Source organism: Stenotrophomonas sp. SPM (assembly GCF_003105135.1).
In the GTDB taxonomy this organism is placed as follows: domain Bacteria; phylum Pseudomonadota; class Gammaproteobacteria; order Xanthomonadales; family Xanthomonadaceae; genus Stenotrophomonas.
Genome location: NZ_QETL01000001.1, coordinates 243,727 through 260,280 on the forward strand (window position 1 = coordinate 243,727; position 16,554 = coordinate 260,280).

Here is a 16,554-nt window from a genome sequence, read left to right on the forward strand (position 1 = left end):
GCTCAGGCTCGCGCCGACAGGCCGTCGGCCAAGGTGCGCCGATAGGCCAGCAATGCCGGCACCAGGCCCGCCACGGCACTCAGCACCAGCACCCCGCCTACCCACGCCAGCTCGCGCAGGTCCGGCCAGACATGGGTGATCGACAGGCCAAAATTCGCCAGTGCCCAGCCGCGCCCGGCCAGGCTGGCGGCCACCAGTATCGCCAGGGCCAGCACGCAGGCCATGGTGCTGGTCGCCACCGCTTCCAGCACCAGCAGGCTGGCGATGTAGCGTGGCCGCGCACCCGTGGCGCGCAGCACCGCCATCTCGCGACGCCGCTCCTGCAGGGTCGACACCAGCAGCGCCACCAACGAGACCAGGCCCAGCAGCACCACCATCGCACTGATCAGCTGCAGCGCCCGCTCGGCCGTACCCAGTGACTGCCACAATTGCTGCAGGGTCACCCCGGGCAGGATCGCCAGCAGTGCCTCGTCCGGGTAGTCATTGATCGCGCGCTGCACCGAGAACGTGGCGATGCGCGAGTTCAGGCCAAGCATGAAGGCGGTGATGCTGGTCGGGGTCAGGTCCAGGTGCCGCGCCTCCTCGGCGCTGACCTTGTGCCCCCGCAGCTGCACGCCTGAACGCCAGTCCACGTGGATGGCTTCGATCGCCGGCAACGACACCAGCACCGACGAATCCACCGGCGTGCCAGTCCGCTGCAGCACGCCGCTGATACGGAATGGCTTGTCGGCATGCTTGGCCAGCGTCACCGCGGCAGTGCCGTGGGCGAGCACCATCTCATCGCCCACCTGCACGCCCTGCGCGCGGGCGACATCGGCGCCGACCACCACATCGTACAGGTCATCGAAGGGCTTGCCCTCGCCGAAGGCCAACGTGTGCCCGGCACCGTAGCGGTAGTGCTCGAAGTAGCCGCCGGTGGTGCCGATCACCCGGTAGCCGCGCCAGGAATCACCCAGTGACAACGGCACCGCCCACCTCACCTGCGGCAGCGTCGACAGTTCCTGGTAGGACTGCCAGGACACGTTGTTGGTCGGGTCGCCGATATGGAACACCGAATACAGCAGCAGGTTCACCGGCCCCGAGCGCGCACCGACGATCAGGTCGGTACCCGAAACGGTGCTGGCGAAACCCTCGTGGGCCTGCACGCGCACGCGCTCCACGCCCAGCAGAAGGGTCACGCTGAGGGTGATGACAAGGACGGTAAGGGACACGCTCAACGCACGGCTGCGCAGGCTGGCCCGGGCAAGTTCAAACATGGGCGGCTCCGGCGTGGTTGATGTCCTGCAGCTGCACGACGCGGTCGAACAGCGGGTGCAGGCTGTCATCATGACTGACCACCACCGCAGTGGTACCGGCCGCTGCGCATTGCGCAGCCATCAGCTGCAGGAAGGCGGTGGCCGCATCGCGGTCCAGTGCCGAGGTCGGCTCATCGGCGAGCAGCACGGCCGGGCGACCGATCAACGCCCGCGCTGCGGCCACGCGCTGCTGCTGGCCGACGCTGAGGGTGCCGGCCCGACGCTGCAGCAGGTCCGGGTCCAGGTGCAGGGCCTGCAGCAGCCGGAGGATCTCATCATCCAGCGGCCGTCCGACGCGTGCGCTGCGCGCGGGCGAGAAGCGCAGGCCCAGCGCGATGTTGTCGCGCACGCTGAGGAAGGGCAGCAGGTTGAACTGCTGGAAGATCACACCGAGATGATCGGCACGGAAGCGGTCGCGCGCGGCCGGCTTCAGGGCGTGCACGGCCGTGCCGGCCACCACCACCTCGCCCTGTTCGGGCCGCAGCACGCCAGCCAGCAGGCCCAGCAGGGTGCTTTTGCCCGACCCGCTGGCGCCGCGCAGCAGCACGCTGCTGCCTGCGGAGATGCGCAGCTGCGGAATATCCAGCACGGTGCGTCCGCCATAGCTGAAACGCACCTGCTCCAGCGCGATCACCGCGGCGGTGTTCATGGGGCGAGCACCACACGCAGGTTGTCCACGGTCAGCACGGTGCGGCTCTGGCCGGCCGCCGTCGCGCTGTTGACGATGACCTCGTGCAGGTTCGGGAAGGCCTTCGGCAAGGCCAGCACCAGCACGCGCAGCGCGGCCGGGTTGGCGCACTGGTAGCGCAGCTCGGCGTTGAAGCCTGCATGCGTGTGCTTGCCCGGCGTGCTGGCTATCGTGGGTGCGACGGCAGCGAAGCCGTCGGCCCGCGCGTCACGTTTCAGGGGCGTGCATTGCGCTGCAGTGGGAAGGGTCAACCAGTCGCCGCGCTTCAGCGTGGCCAGTGCCGCGTCCAGCGCCGCCTGTTCGGTGGCATTGGCCGGCGGCCGTTCGAAATCAAGGATGCCGATACCCGGCGCCTGCAGGGCCAGTTCAAGGGTGCCCTGGTCTACGGCCAGTTCGACCGTGGCCTGGCCGTGCACGTGGGCACCGAGCTGGCGCACATCGTGTGCGTGCACGGCGGGAGCGGCAAACAACAGGAACAGCAAAACGGAACGCTTCATGGGGGAACTCCATCATTGTTACTATGTAACATTATGGACCACATCCCCACGCCGCCCGCAAGGGCACTGCCCCAGCCGCCAGCTTCGGCACGCTGGCACCCCCGTCTCGACCTGGCCGGCGCCTGGCTGTCCCTGGCCTGCGCCGCGCACTGCATCACCCTGCCCCTGCTGCTGGCCTTCGTGCCAGCGGCGATGATGGCCCTGCGCTCGTTCCAGCACCCGGCCCACGGCGCGATGACCGCGCTGCTGGTGATGTCGCGCTGGGAATGGGTGTTCGCCGTGGTCGCCTCCACCGTAGCCATGGCCAGCACCGCCTCCGGTGGCCGCCGCCATTGCCAGTGGTGGCCGCTGCGGCTGGCAGCCTGCGGCGCGGTCGCGCTGCTGGCGTCGTCGCTGTACATGCCGCTGAAGGAATCGCTGGTCTGGCATGGCGTGGCGACCGCCTGCGGCGGCGTGCTGCTGGCCACCGCCCACATCCTCAACCGGCGGGCGTTGCACCGCGTGCCCAGGTAGCGGCCCACCTTGGTGGGCGCTGCCTCACCATGTCAACCAAGGTCGGCATCTACCAGACACAACGCTACGCCTGGTAATGCCGGCCGCTGGCCGGCAACGCACTCAGAACCGGTAACCCACCTCGGCACCAAAGATGCGCGGATGGTCCACCGGGCCGTAGTAGTTGCCATCACGACCGAAGGCGAGGTTGTCGAAGATCAGGCCGTTGATGCGCCGCTTGTCGGTCAGGTTCTGCACGAACAACCGGGTGCTCCACGGCCCCGTCTCATATCCCACCTGCAGCCCCAGCATCGCCACCGCGGGCTGGAACGCACGGTTGCGCTCGTCCAGCGCACTGGTACCGGTGAACTGCGATTCCACCCGCGCGTACAGTCCCGAATCGAACTGGTAGCGCGCGGCCAGGTAGCCGGTGTAATGCGGGGTCAGCTTGACCCGCTTACCGGCAAGGTTCTGCTCCGCACTGACCCAGAGCTTGGTGTACTTCGCGTCGACGTAGCCGACGTTGGCCATCAGGCTCAGCCCCGGCAGCACGTCGAAAACACCTTCCAGCTCGGCCCCGCGCGAACAGATCGAGGCATCCGAACCCACGTAGTCCGAAGAGATCGGCCGACCATCGGCATCGGTGGCGACCTGGATCTCCTGCCAATTGTCCGAGGTGATGTGGAACAGCGCCCCGCCGATGTGGCCGCGGCCGCCGGCCAGGTTCATCTTGAAGCCCAGTTCGTGGCTCCACATGCGCTCGGACTCGTAACGCAGCACCTTGTCGTTGACTACATCACTCTGCGCGGCCGCGAGATTGAAGCCACCCGGGATATAGCCCTTGGCCGAGGCCGCGTAGAAGGACAGGTCATCGCTGGCGTCGTAGCGCAGCGACACGCGCGGCAGCGTGGCCGAGAACGTGTGCGCCAGCGCGGCGTCGCGGTACAGCACCAGGCCACCTGCGCCGAGGTCCAGCGCACCGGCGCGCTGTTCGGTGGAACGTCGCGCCTGCTCGTGGCGCAGGCCCACGCTGGCGGTCAGCTTCGGCAGCGCCGGCAAGGTGTAGCTGGCGGTGGCGAACACGCTGTAATCCTCGCCCTTGGAGGTCTGCCGCGGCGCCAGGTTGTAGCTGTCCAGGCCGCGGGTGGCCGGCCCGACGAACGTACCGAGGATGGAATCCTTGCCGGTGCGGTAAGTCGCCACGCCGGCCATCCAGGTCAGCGCCTGGCCGCTGGGTGAGCTGAAGCGCGCCTCGCCCGTCCATTCGCTCTTCTTGTCGTAGATGCGGCCGGCCAGTGCAGCGCTGGCGGTCATGTCGAAATCGTAGCCGGCCGACATCACCTCCTCGCCACGGTAGGAGGTGGCCACATCCAGCGTGCCCGCCTGCAGCTGCCACTGCGCGCTCAGGCCTGCGACGGTTTCATCCTTCTCGGTGCGCTTGGGCGCATCGTTGATGTAGGTGAAATCGCCGGCCTGGCGACCGCCGTTGAGCGTGCTGCCGTAGGTGCGGTTGTACAGGCCGGTATCCAGCGGCAGGTACTCGTACTCGAACATGCCCGGCGCGCGCGTGCGCAGGTGGTAGGCCAGCGCGTTGACCTGCACGTAGTCGCTGGGGCGCCAGCGCAGCTTGCCCTGCAGGTAGCCTTCGTCCACCTTGCCGCGCGCACCGGACGGCGTCAGGTTCTTCAGGTAGGCATCCTCCTGCGAGCCCATGAAGGCGACCGAGCCGGTCAGCGCGCCGCCCTTGTCCAGGGGGCCGGACAGGAAGCCATCCAGCGCGGTACCGCCGCCGTTGCCGAACCAGGTGTGGCGCAGGTTCACTTCACCCTCGGTGGCATCGGACGGGCCACGCGTACGCACCAGCACCAGGCCCGATTCACTGTTGGCGCCGTACAGCGTGCCCTGTGGGCCGCGCAGCACCTCGACCGATTCGACCTGATTGAGCACGGCGTTGCTCAGCTCGCGGAACGGGATGCCATCGATGTAGACCGAAGCGCGGTTGACCAGGAACGGGTTGGACTCGATGCCGCGGATGGAGATGAACATGTTGCTGAGCTGGCCCATCACGTTGAACTTGACGTTGGGTGCCAGCTTGTCCAGGTCACGGAACTCGGTGACGCCGGCCTGCTGCAGCGCCTCGCGGTCAAGCACGGTGACCGACAGATCGCTCTTCAGGTAGGGCGTATCCCGCTTGGAACCGGTGACCATCACACCGTCCAGAGTGGTGGCGGCATCCTTCTGCTGGGCATGCGCGGGCAGGACGGGAACGAGCAGAGACGCCGCGACCAGCGCAGCGGACGATACGGGGGATATCAAGGGAGACCTCTCGGGAGACGGGCAGGTGCCTGGCAGGACGGCCGGCACACATTGTTATGATGTAACACCCGCCCGCAACTGCCACTCCATTCCGTGCGCCGCCGCTCCATTCCCGGAACCGTCATGCCCGCCCTTGCCACACAGCTGCAGCACGAAACCGGCCATCCCGCGCTTGGCACCCATGCCAGCGACGACGGCGGCATCGTGCTGCTGCGGCACCGCTTCGAAGCCAGCGAAGGCGAGATGGGTCATCCCGACCAGCTGCGTCTGGGCCTGGCGCTGGCCGGCGGCGGGGCGCTGCACCAACGCACGACACTGGGCTGTCTGCAGGGACATTGGCGGCCAGGCCAGTTCAACCTGGTGCTGCCCGGTGATGCCGGCAGCTACACCAGCCCGGCGGTGGACCTGCTCGGCATCGCCATGGATACCCGCCTGCATCCGCAGGCCGCACAGCGGCTGGCGCCGCTGGCCACCCGGCTGCACGAGGACCCGGTGATTGTGTCTGTCCTGCAGGCACTGTGGTTGAGCGCCGAGGCCGACGCCTGCCTGCCCGGATTCCTGCAGCACGGCAGCGCGGTGCTGCTGCACCGGCTGGGCCAGCTGGCAGGGCAGACGCCTGCACTGTCGCCGGCGTCAGCGCCGTTGCCGGCACGCCGCCTGAGGCAGCTGGAGGAATACATCGATGCGCATCGCGCCGATGCACTGGATGTTGCAGCGTTGGCGACGGCCGTGGGAATGGAGGCCTCGGCCTTCGGCCGCGCCCTGCGTGCTGCCAGCGGCGAATCACCATATGTGTTCCTCACCCGGCGACGCATGCACTGGGCCGCCAGCGTGCTGCTGCAGGGCCGCGCGGTAACCGAGGTGGCGCTGGCAGCGGGCTATGCCAATCCCAGCAAGTTCAGCGCCGCGTTCCGTCGGGTGATGGGATGTGCGCCGAGCGCGTGGGGCCGCAGCTCCCGGTAGCCGTCCACCTTGGTGGACGTTCCCAACGTGCCAACCAAGGTTGGCATCTATCGGTTCATCGCGGCGTGCCAACCAGGGCTGGCACCTACCGGTTCGCGGCGCGGCTTCTGTGCACCCAGTAGTAAAGCGTTGGCAACACCAGCAGGGTCAGCAGCATCGCCGACAGCAGGCCGCCGATCACCACCACCGCCAGCGGCTTCTGCGTCTCGGCGCCAATCGCGTGCGAGGTCGCCATCGGCAGCAGGCCGAACATCGCGAGCAGCGCGGTCATCAGCACCGTGCGCAAGCGCTGCAGCGAGCCCTGCACCACCGACTGCAGCAGGTCCATGCCCTGCTCGCGCAGCTGGGCGAATCGGCTGAGCATCACCACGCCGTTCAATACCGCCTGTCCGAACAACGCGATGAAACCGATCGCCGCCGACACCGACAAGGGAATGCCGGTCAGCCACAGGGCGAGGATGCCGCCGATCATCGCCAGCGGCACGTTGGCCAGGATCAGCGCCGCACTGCTGATGTCCTTGAAGGCATCGAACAGCAGCACGAAGATGATCAGCACCGACAGTGGGATCACCCAGCCCAGCCGCTTCATCGCGCGCTGCTGGTTCTCGAACTCTCCCGACCACTCCAGACGGTAGCCCTCGGGCAGCGTCACGCTCGCATCCACCCGTGAACGCATGTCGGCCACCACGCTGCCCATGTCACGGCCGGCGATGAAGATGCTCACCGCCTTCACCCGCTGTGCGTTCTCGCGCGAGATGTTGATCGCACCGCTGGCCATGTGGAAATCAGCCACGTCGGACAGCGTCACGGCATGCCCATCGCCGATGCCCACCGGCACCATGCGCAGGCGCTGCAGGTCACGGTCGGCATCGTCCAGGCGCAGGGTGATCGGGAACTTGCGGTCGCCCTCCCACAGCTCACCCACTTCGCGGCCGCCCAGCGCGGTCTCGATCACTTCGTCGATGTCACGCACGTTCAGGCCATAGCGCGCGGCACGGTCACGATCGATCTGTACCTGCAGCTGCGGCAGCGAGCCATCGCGGTCGATGAAGGCGCTCTCCACGCCGTCCACGCCGCGCACCTGGCCAAGGATGGCCTGGGCTTCCCGGTTCAGCACATCCAGGTCGGCACCGCTGACCTTGATCACGACCTGGCCCTTGATCTGCGAGATGCTCTCCAGGATGTTGTCGCGCACCGGCTGCGAGATCGAGAACTCCGGCCCTGGAATGCGCTGCTCCAGGGTGCGCTGCAGGTCGCCGATCAGCTGCCGCTTGTCCACGCCCTTCGGCCATTCCTTCTCCGGCTTCAACGCCACCAGCGCCTCGATCTGGTTCGCGCCCTTGGCATCGGAGCCATCCTCAGGCCGGCCCAGCTTGGCCACCACCGTGGAGACCTGCGGATAGGTATTCACCAGTTCGCGGATGCGCCGCGACTGCTGCTGCGCCTCGGCGAGGCTGGTGCTGGGGTCGAGCGTGGCGGTCAGCCAGATCGAGCCCTCATCCAGCTCCGGCAGGAACTCCGAACCCAAGCGCGTGCCCAGCGCCAGCGTACCGACCAGCAACGCGACGGCGGTCAGCACCACCGCCCGCGGGCGGGCCAGCGCACGCTCAAGCACCGGCTGGTACCAGCCGGTCAGGCGGTCCATCAACGGGTTCTCGCCGCGCATGCGGTCGCGCCGCAGCCACCAGTAGCAGAACAGCGGCACCACGGTCAGCGCCAGGATCAGCGCACCGATCAGCGCCGAGGTCACCGAATAGGCCATCGGCGCGAACATCCTGCCTTCCTGCCGCTGCAGGGTGAAGATCGGAATATGCGCTGCAATGATGATCAGCATCGAGAAGAAGGTCGGCCGCCCGACTTCCGACGCCGCCGACAGCACGGTGGAGAACCGTGTCTTCCGGTCTGCCGTACGCGGCAGCGCGGACAGGCGCGAGACGATGTGCTCGGTGACGATCACCGCACCATCGATGATGATGCCGAAGTCCATCGCCCCCAGCGACAGCAGGTTGGCCGGCACGCCCCACAGGTGCAGGCCGAGGAACGTCGACAGCAGGGCCAGCGGCATCATCGCCGCCACGATCAGCGCGGCGCGGGCGTTGTAGAGGAACAGCCACAGCACCAGGAACACCAGCACCGCGCCTTCCAGCAGGTTGCGGAACACGGTCTTCAGCGTGGTCGAGACCAGCCAGGAGCGGTCGTAGAACGGCTCGATGCTGACGCCTGCCGGCAGCTGGCTGGCTTGGATCTCGGCCACGCGCGCATGCAGGGCGTCGAGCACGTCGGACGGATTTTCGCCCTTGCGCATCAGCACCATGCCGAACACCGCATCGTCGTTGTCGTCCTGGCCGACCAGGCCCTGCCGCGGCAGGCCGGTATCGGCAATGCCGGCCAGGTCGCGCACCAGCACCGGCGTGCCGCCCTTCTGCGCGACCACCACGCTGCCGATATCGGCAGGCGAGCGCATCAGGCCGACGCCTCGGATCAGGAACTGCTGCTGGCCGCGCTCCACATAGCCGCCACCGGCATTGGAGCTGCCCTTCTCCAGCGCTTCGGAAAACTCACCCAGGCTGATGCCGCGGTCACGCAGCTTGTCCAGGTCCGGCTTGACCTGGAAGGTGCGCGCATAGCCGCCGAAGCTGATCACATCGGCTACGCCGGGCACGGTGCGCAGGCCGCGTTCCATCACCCACTCCTGCACGGTGCGCAGCTCGGTGGGGCTCATGTGCGGGGCTTTCAGCACGTAGCGGTAGATCTCGCCCACCGCCGAGCTCATCGCCTCCAGCTCGGGGGTCACGCCCTCTGGCAGGTCCACGCCCTGCAGGCGCTCCATCACCTGCTGGCGCGCGAAGTAGTCATCGGCCTTGTCGTCGAAGGTCAGGATGATCATCGACAGGCCGAACTGCGTATGCGAGAACACCCGCACCGAGTGGGGAATGCCCGACAGTGCCACTTCCAGCGGCATGGTGACTTCGCGCTCGACCTCCTCGGCGGCGCGGCCCGGGTGCAGCGAGACCACGGTCACCTGGGTGTCGGACACATCGGGGAAGGCTTCCACCGGCAGCACGCGGAACGCGGCAATGCCAGTGCCAATGAACAGCAGCAGCGCCAGCATCACCATCAGCGGCTGACGCAGGCAGTAAGCAATCAGGCGATCAATCATGGTGCGGCATGCCCCACGCCGGGAGCGGCGGTTGCGAAAGCGGCGGTTGCCGGGGCCGCCGCGCTGTCCACCAGCTGCTGCAGCAGCAGGCCGCCCTCGACCACCACGCGGCTGCCGGCCGCCAGCCCTTCGCGCACCCACAGGCGCCCGTCACCCAGTTCCTCGGCCTGCACGGCGCGACGCGCGTAGTGGCCCTTGCCTTCGTCCACGAACACGACCTGCCTGCCATCGATCAGCAACACGGCGGCATCCGGCAGCGATACGCCGCCCTGCGCCGGCAGCGCCACCTGGGCGCGCACGTACTGGCCGGCCTTGAAGCTGCGGCCGTGGTTGTCCAGTTCGGCACGCGCCTGCACCACGCGGCGCTCGCTGTCGACAAAGTCATCCACATGCTGCAAGGTCGCCTGCAGCGTGCTGCCATCGGCAGCCGGCACGCGCACCGTCATGCCCGGCTGCAGGCGTCCGGCCAGGCTCTCGGGAATGTCCAGCAACAGCCACAGGCGGTCGGGATCACCGATCACCGCCAGCGGCTGCTCGCCATCCGGCCCCACGTTCATGCCCGGGCTCATCCGGCGCTCCACCAGCACACCGTCGATGGGCGCGCGCAGCGGCAGGCGCTGGTCCACGCGGTTGCCATTGCCATAGGCGGTGGCGAACGCGGCGGCGCGTGCATGGTCGGCCTGGCTGCCGGCGAAATGTGCTTCGGCCTCATCCAGCTCGCGGCCCGAGGCTACGCCGGCAGCATGCAGTTCGCGGGTGCGCTCCAGTTCGCGGCGGGCCTGCTGCAGCTCGGCGCGCCCGCGCACGCCTTCGGCCTGCGCCTGGCCGAACTCCGGCGAGGTAATCCAGGCAATCACCTGCCCCGCCTTGACCTTCTGCCCCGGCTGCGCCTCGATGCGCGAGACCTGGCCCGGCAACGGCGCACGCAGCGCGCTGGAGCGGGTTTCGTCCCAGACCACGCGGCCCGGCAGCTGCAGCGACGCACTGGCACCCTCGGTCACCACCTCGCTGCGCAGTACGTCCAGCTGGCGGCTGTCGGCCGGGAACTGGATCTGCCCGGCGCTGACCACCGGGGCGCCATCGGCATAGGTGGCCGGTTCACGCCCGCAGCCGGACAGCAGGGCCAGCGCTAGCAGCGCAGGCAGCAATGCGCGGCGCGCACGCGGTTGAGTGGCGGCATGCGGGTTCACAGGGACTCTCCTTCGGTAACGGACGTGGCGGCGCTCCAGCGCGCCAGTGCAATGGCATGGTCGGCCCGCGCCTGGATCAGCGCGGCTTCGAACTCGCGCCAGCTGCGGCGCGCATCCAACAGGTCGGTCAGGCTGGCGGCACCCCGGCGATAGGCAAGTTCGATGCCCTGCACGGCCTTGCGTGCACTGTCGGCCTGCAGCCCCTCGTAATCCCGGCGGCGCTGCGCGGCGGCTTCGGCGCCGGCCTGCAGCTGGTCCAGCTCGGTCCAGGTCTGGCGCTGCAGCGCATGCAGTTCCAGTGCGGCGGCATCGCGGTCGGCCTCGGCGCGCTGGATGCCGCCCTGCGCGCGCGACGGCGCCCCCAGTGGGATCGTCACCGACACACCCCAGGTCACGCCATTGATGTCGGTCGGCTCGCGCTCGGCTTCCACACCCCACTGGATGTCGCGGCGGCGCTCGCTGCGTGCCAGTGCAACACCAGCATCAGCCGCGGCCAGGCGCGAACGCGCGGCGCGCAGATCCGCCCGCTGCTGCGGATCGGCGGCGCTGCCAGCCGCTTCCCTGCTGGCGTCGGGCCACGCGTCGTCCGCACTGAGAGACGCGCTCTCTTCCATGCCCAGCAGCAGGGCCAGCGTATGCTGTGCGTCGCGCAGGTCCAGCGCTGCTTCGCGTGCTGCATCGGCCACCGCCAGGTCATCCACGGCAAGGCGAGCACGATCCACTGGTGCCATCGCACCGCTGGCGACCTGCCGCTCCGCGGCGGCCATCTGCTCGGCCGAACTGCGCCGGTTGGTCTCGGCGATGTCGCGGGCGTCCTGCGCTGCCTTCAGTCCGAAATACGCTTCGTGCAGCGCCACCTGCTGCCGGCGGCGCATGTCCAGCTGTTCCAGCCCGGCCGCCTCCACCAGCGCATCGGCCTGGCGCATGCGCAGCGTTCGTTTGCCGCCGCGTTCCCAGGTGAAGCCCAGGCCGATGGTGCTGTCGACGCGCTTGTCCTGCCAGCGGCCGCTGCCGACGCCGTGCTTCGGGCTGATCTTGCTGGTGCCCAGCGACAGTTCCAGTGCAGGCCGCAATGCAGCAGTCAGCGCATCACCCTGCGCACCGCGCAGTTCCAGCGCCGCCGCGCGCAGGTCCGGGTTGTGCGCATCCATGGCACGTTGCGCGTCCTGCAGGCTGATCGCCCACGCCGCAGGTGCACACGCCAGTGCGGCCAGCAGGGCCGCCGAACGAGGGAGGAAATTCATGCGCGCCACGGTAAGGTGGCGCACTTGCGCCAAACTTTCCCGAATCTTGCGCGAAGCTTGCAATGCGAATCCTGTTGATCGAAGACGACGCGGCCCTGGCCGACGGCCTGGTACGTGCCCTGCAGGGTGCCGGCCACCTGTGTGACCACCTGGCGCAGGGCCTGCTGGCGCCGGCGGCACTTGCCGTTGCGCCGTATGACGTGATGGTGCTGGACCTGTCGCTGCCCGATGTGGATGGCCTCGACCTGCTGTCGCGCCTGCGCGACCAGGCCATCAGCCTGCCGGTGCTGATCCTTACCGCACGCGATGGCGTGGAGGACCGCATTCTCGGCCTGGACCGCGGTGGCGATGACTACCTGGCCAAGCCCTTCGCGCTGGGCGAACTGGAAGCGCGCCTGCGCGCGTTGGCACGACGCCGCAGCGATGCACCCGCACAGAAGCGGCTCGGTCGCCTGTGCCTGGACAGCATCCGCCAGGAGGTGCAGGTGGACGGCCAGCGCATCGAGCTGACCGCACGCGAGCTGGCCCTGGTCGATGCGCTGATGCAGCAGCCCGGACGCACCGTGACCAAGCAGCGCCTGTTCGACGCGCTGTACAGCTGGGACCACGAGGCCAATCTCTCGGTGATCGAAGTGCACGTCAGCCGCCTGCGCCGCAAGTTCGAACAGGCCGGTGCGGATGTGGGCATCCGCATGCTGCGCGGCCTCGGTTACCGGCTGGAGGCCATCGATGGTTGAGCGCGTGGCGAGCCTGCGCGGGTTGCTGCTGCGCCGCCTGTGGCTGCCGCTGCTGGTGCTGCTGCTGTGCAGTGCGGTGGGCTCGTTCGCACTGGCGCGCTACTTCGCAGGCCAGGTCTATGACCGCTGGCTGCTGGACTCGGCGATGTCCCTGTCCGAGCTGGTGAGCGAGCAGGATGGTCGCGCGGTGATGGACGTCACGCCGGCCATGTCACGCATGTTCACCTGGGACACGGTGGATGAAGTACATGGCGAAGTGGTCGATGCAGCCGGCGCGCGGCTGTATGGCGATCTGGCCGAGGCACTGCCGCGGCCCGCACAGGCCGCCGATGAGGACGCGGTCTACTACGATGCCCGGCTGCGCGGGCAAGCGGTGCGCATGGTGGAGGTGCTGGTGCCGACCACGGGCGGGCATCAGGTTCGCCTGCGGGTGGCCGAAACCCTGCGCAAGCGGCACCGGCTGGAGCGCAAGCTGCTGATGACCAGCGTGCCGTTCCAGGCCGCGATCCTTGCGCTGGCGGCGTGGCTGGCCTGGTCGGGCACCGGCGCGGCGGCGCGCCATGCCAACCAGGTGGCGCGGCGACTGGCGAGCCCGCGACCGGACCCGCTTGCGCCGCTGGACCCGCAGCAAGAGGCACCGCGCGAGCTATGGCCCGCGGTGGAGGCCTACAACGCATTGCTGCAGCGGCTGGATGCGATGCAGGCGGCACAGCGCCGCTTCGTCAGCAATGCCGCACACCAGCTGCGCACGCCGTTGGCGGCAATGCAGGTGGAGCTGGAGAGTTCGCTGCGGCAGCAGGATCCTCAGGCGCAGCAGCTGGCGTTGTCCGGAACGCTGGCTGGGTTGTCAAGGCTGCAGCACCTGGTCAACCAGCTGTTGCTGCTCAGCCGTTCGGAGGATGCGCAGGGCGGTTCGTTGCCGCTGCAGGTACTGGACGTGGCGGCGCTGGCGCGCACCGTGGTCGAGCGCTATGCCGACCGCGCGTTGGCTGCCGGGGTGGACCTGGGGTACGAGGGGCCGGACGAAGGCGTGCCGGTGCGGGGCGATGCACCGTTGCTGCGTGAGGCGATGGGCAATCTGCTGGACAACGCGCTGCGCTATGGCGCCGAGCGCGGGGTGATCACCCTGGCAGTGCAGCGCGACGACGACGGCGTGCAGCTGTGGGTGGATGACGATGGTGCCGGGATCGACGAAGCCGAGCGCGGCCGCGTCACGGAACGCTTCTACCGCGCCAGCAGCCACGGCGATGGCTGCGGGCTTGGCCTGGCCATCGTGGCCGAGATCGCGCAGCGGCATGGCGCGACGTTGGACATCGGCATCGCGCCGATGGGTGGCGCACGGGTGGGAATGCGGTTCCGCGGCCTGTAGAGCCGAGCCCACGCTCGGCTGCTTCTGGCGCGGTGCCCGAGCCGAGCGTGGGCTCGGCTCTACAGGTTCCGCCGCCCGGCGTGGCCCGGCGCTACCGTTATGGCGTTGACATCGAATACGGCGCCTGCGCACCCTGCCCCGGCCACTCCTTGTTCGGTTCGGCCTGCATGGTGAAGGTCAGTTCGCCACCGGCCAGGATCTCGTCATGACGCAGGAAGGTGCGCTGCAGCGGCTTGCCGTTGAGGCTCACGCTGCCCACGTAGGCGTGCTTGTCGTCCAGGCCGTTGGCCACGATCGTGAACGTCTTGCCGTTCGGCAGGCGCATCGCGGTCTTCGGCAGGAACGGACGGCCGAGGATGTACTCGCCCGAACCCGGCGCCACCGGATAGAAGCCCAGCGCGGTGAACACGTACCACGCCGACATCTGGCCGACGTCATCGTTGCCGGCCAGGCCATCGGGACGGTCGGCGTACTGCGTGTCCATGATCTGCTTCAGGCGGGCCTGGCTGCGCCACGGCTGGCCGGCGTACGAATACAGGTAGGCCACGTGGTGGCTGGGTTCGTTGCCGTGCGCATACCAGCCGATCAGGCCGGTGATGTCTTCCATGTGCTCGAAGATGGACGGATCGACCTTGGCGTTGAACACCTCATCCAGCCGTGCCAGCAGCTTGTCGCTGCCACCGTGCGCTGCGGCCAGACCGGCCACGTCCTGCGGCACGTACCAGGAATACTGCCAGGCATTGCCTTCGGTGTAGTCGGTGCCGTAGCCGCTGGCACTCGGGTCGAACGGCGTGCGGAAGCTGCCGTCACGCTTGCGCGCGCGCATGAAGCCGGTGTCCTTGTCGAACGCATTGCGCCAGTTGCCGGCACGCTTGTCGAAGGTGGTGGCCACGTCGGTCTTGCCCATCGCCTGCGCCATGCGCGCGATGGTCCAGTCATCGAAGGCATATTCCAGCGTCTTGCTGGCGGCCTCGCCTTCCTCGTCGATCGGCACGTAGCCCAGCTCGCGGTACTGCGCGATGCCGTCGTAGGGGCCGTAGTTGGCCGTCTCGACCATGGCTTTCAGCGCCTTGTCGGCGTCGAAGCCACGGATGCCCTTGACGTAGGCATCGGCGATCACCGGCACCGCGTGGTAGCCGATCATGCACCAGTCTTCCAGGCCGTGGAACGACCACACCGGCAGCATGCCGTAGGGGCTGTGGTCGTGGTGGACCAGCATCGAATTGATGAAATCGCTGTTGCGCTTCTCCGGCTGCACCAGGGTCAGCAAGGGATGCAGGGCGCGGTAGGTATCCCACAGCGAGAAGGTCGAGTAGTTGGTATAGCCCTCGGCCTTGTGCACCGCGTTGTCGGCACCGCGGTACTGGCCGTCGGCATCCATGAACAGCGTCGGCCCCAGCATGGTGTGGTACAGCGCGGTGTAGGCGCTGCGGCGCGCATGTTCGGGCGCGTCGATGTCCAGCACCGACAGCGCCTTCGTCCACTCCTGCTTCGCCTGCGCACGCACACGATCGAAGTCGAAGTCGGACACTTCCGCGTCGAGATTGGCGATCGCACCGGCCTCGCTGACCGGCGAGATCGCCACCTTGACGATCAACGGCGCATCCAGCCTGCCGAAGTCGAAGGTACCGACCAGCTGCCGGCCTTCGATCTGTGCGCGCTGTTTCGGATCCTTCTCACCCGGGGGCGCGAAGCCCTTGTAGACAATGTCCTTCTCGGTGCTGTGCAGCTCATGGCTGGTCAGCGGACGCGAGAAGCGCATCGCGAAATACAGCTGGCGACCCGCCGCCCAGCCGCGCGTTTCGCGGAAACCGGTGACCGTGCCGTCGTCGCGCACGCGCACCCGCGACCACAGGATCTTGCCCGGGTAGTCGTACATGCTGGTGCGCATGTCCAGCAGCATCTTCGCGTCGGTGCCCTTGGGGAAGGTGTAGCGATGCACGCCGACGCGGGCGCTGGTGGTCAGCTCGGCGCGCACCTTGTAGTCGTCGAGGGTGACCGCGTAGTAGCCGGGCTCGGCCTTCTCATCGTCATGGCGGAAGCGCGAGGAATAGCCGCTGCGCGGCTTCTCCGGATCACCGCGTTCCAGGCCGGGCTCGCCGGTGAACGGCATCACCAGGATGTCGCCCAGGTCCGAGTGGCCGGTGCCTGAGAAATGCGTGTGCGAGAAGCCGACGATGCTGCTGTCGTCGTAGCGGTAGCCGGCTGCCCAGCCATAGGCCTTTTCGCGCGGCTGGACGCGCGTGTCCGGGCTGAGCTGGACCATGCCGAACGGCACGGTCGCACCCGGGTAGGTATGCCCTTCCCCGCCGGTGCCGATGAAGGGGTCGACCGAGGCATAGGCCTTGTCGGCGGCGGACTTGGGCGTGGCGGCCGTTCCCACGCCGGAGGCGAGCATGGCAGTGGCGGCGATGGCGATCAGGAGGCGACGGTCCAGCAGGGGCATCGGCGTTTGGATCGATTCAGGTGGTGGCCTGATCGTAGCACCGGGTTTGCCGCGAGGCATGCTGCGGTGCGGTTGCCGGGGCGTGCCCTGGTAGAGGCCGCCCTTGGTCGGTGGTTCTGCGCCAACCAAGGTTGGCACCTGCCAGGAGCGTGGCGCT

The 16,554-nt window shown here is 68.3% G+C and carries 12 protein-coding genes; 4 read left to right on the forward strand and 8 right to left on the reverse strand.

The genetic code is table 11. The features are described from left to right. Window positions 1-2: 2 nt before the first annotated feature. Genes DCO49_RS01085 through DCO49_RS01095 form a run of 3 tightly spaced genes read right to left on the reverse strand, consistent with a single transcriptional unit; the run spans window position 3 to window position 2,480 of the window. Window positions 3-1,256: an ABC transporter permease gene (locus tag DCO49_RS01085; RefSeq protein WP_116862403.1), complete on the reverse strand. Its 1,254-nt coding sequence runs from the start codon at window positions 1,254-1,256 to the stop codon at window positions 3-5. After that, window positions 1,249-1,944, reverse strand: a complete 696-nt coding sequence (locus DCO49_RS01090; protein ID WP_116862404.1) for an ABC transporter ATP-binding protein — start codon at window positions 1,942-1,944, stop codon at window positions 1,249-1,251. Before DCO49_RS01090 ends, DCO49_RS01085 begins: the two co-directional genes overlap by 8 nt. Beyond that, window positions 1,941-2,480 carry a DUF2796 domain-containing protein gene (locus tag DCO49_RS01095; RefSeq protein ID WP_116862405.1) on the reverse strand — a complete coding sequence of 180 codons (540 nt, stop codon included), beginning with the start codon at window positions 2,478-2,480 and terminating at the stop codon, window positions 1,941-1,943. Before DCO49_RS01095 ends, DCO49_RS01090 begins: the two co-directional genes overlap by 4 nt. Window positions 2,481-2,513: 33 nt before the next feature. Here DCO49_RS01095 and DCO49_RS01100 point away from each other — a divergent pair, with 33 nt between their 5' ends. Continuing rightward, entirely contained in the window at window positions 2,514-2,993 is a 480-nt protein-coding gene (locus tag DCO49_RS01100; RefSeq protein ID WP_116862406.1) for a MerC domain-containing protein, read from the forward strand. Window positions 2,994-3,095: 102 nt separating this feature from the next. Here the strand turns inward: DCO49_RS01100 and DCO49_RS01105 are convergent, their stop codons facing one another. Next, window positions 3,096-5,288, reverse strand: a complete 2,193-nt coding sequence (locus DCO49_RS01105; protein ID WP_243402607.1) for a TonB-dependent receptor — start codon at window positions 5,286-5,288, stop codon at window positions 3,096-3,098. 123 nt (window positions 5,289-5,411) lie between these two features. On the opposite strand from DCO49_RS01105, the gene DCO49_RS01110 reads away from it, so the two are divergent. Beyond that, window positions 5,412-6,251, forward strand: coding sequence for an AraC family transcriptional regulator (locus DCO49_RS01110; RefSeq protein ID WP_116862407.1), 840 nt, complete (start codon window positions 5,412-5,414; stop codon window positions 6,249-6,251). Window positions 6,252-6,336: 85 nt separating this feature from the next. On the opposite strand, the gene DCO49_RS01115 is transcribed toward DCO49_RS01110, so the two are convergent. The 3 genes from DCO49_RS01115 to DCO49_RS01125 are packed head-to-tail and all read right to left on the reverse strand — an operon-like array spanning window position 6,337 to window position 11,845. Further along, window positions 6,337-9,411, reverse strand: a complete 3,075-nt coding sequence (locus DCO49_RS01115; protein WP_116862408.1) for a CusA/CzcA family heavy metal efflux RND transporter — start codon at window positions 9,409-9,411, stop codon at window positions 6,337-6,339. Beyond that, window positions 9,408-10,601 (reverse strand): efflux RND transporter periplasmic adaptor subunit, encoded by a 1,194-nt coding sequence (locus DCO49_RS01120; protein ID WP_116862409.1) that lies wholly within the window; start codon window positions 10,599-10,601, stop codon window positions 9,408-9,410. The genes DCO49_RS01115 and DCO49_RS01120 overlap by 4 nt, the downstream gene beginning before the upstream one ends. Next, window positions 10,598-11,845 (reverse strand): TolC family protein, encoded by a 1,248-nt coding sequence (locus DCO49_RS01125; RefSeq protein WP_116862475.1) that lies wholly within the window; start codon window positions 11,843-11,845, stop codon window positions 10,598-10,600. Before DCO49_RS01125 ends, DCO49_RS01120 begins: the two co-directional genes overlap by 4 nt. A gap of 62 nt (window positions 11,846-11,907) precedes the next feature. Between DCO49_RS01125 and DCO49_RS01130 the strand changes: the two genes are divergently transcribed. Beyond that, a complete protein-coding gene (locus tag DCO49_RS01130) occupies window positions 11,908-12,582 on the forward strand; it encodes a response regulator (protein WP_116862410.1) in 675 nt (224 codons plus the stop codon). After that, a complete protein-coding gene (locus DCO49_RS01135; RefSeq protein ID WP_116862411.1) occupies window positions 12,575-13,951 on the forward strand; it encodes a sensor histidine kinase in 1,377 nt (458 codons plus the stop codon). Before DCO49_RS01130 ends, DCO49_RS01135 begins: the two co-directional genes overlap by 8 nt. A 97-nt stretch (window positions 13,952-14,048) precedes the next feature. Here the strand turns inward: DCO49_RS01135 and DCO49_RS01140 are convergent, their stop codons facing one another. Next, entirely contained in the window at window positions 14,049-16,397 is a 2,349-nt protein-coding gene (locus tag DCO49_RS01140) for a GH92 family glycosyl hydrolase (protein ID WP_116862412.1), read from the reverse strand. Window positions 16,398-16,554: the final 157 nt, after the last annotated feature.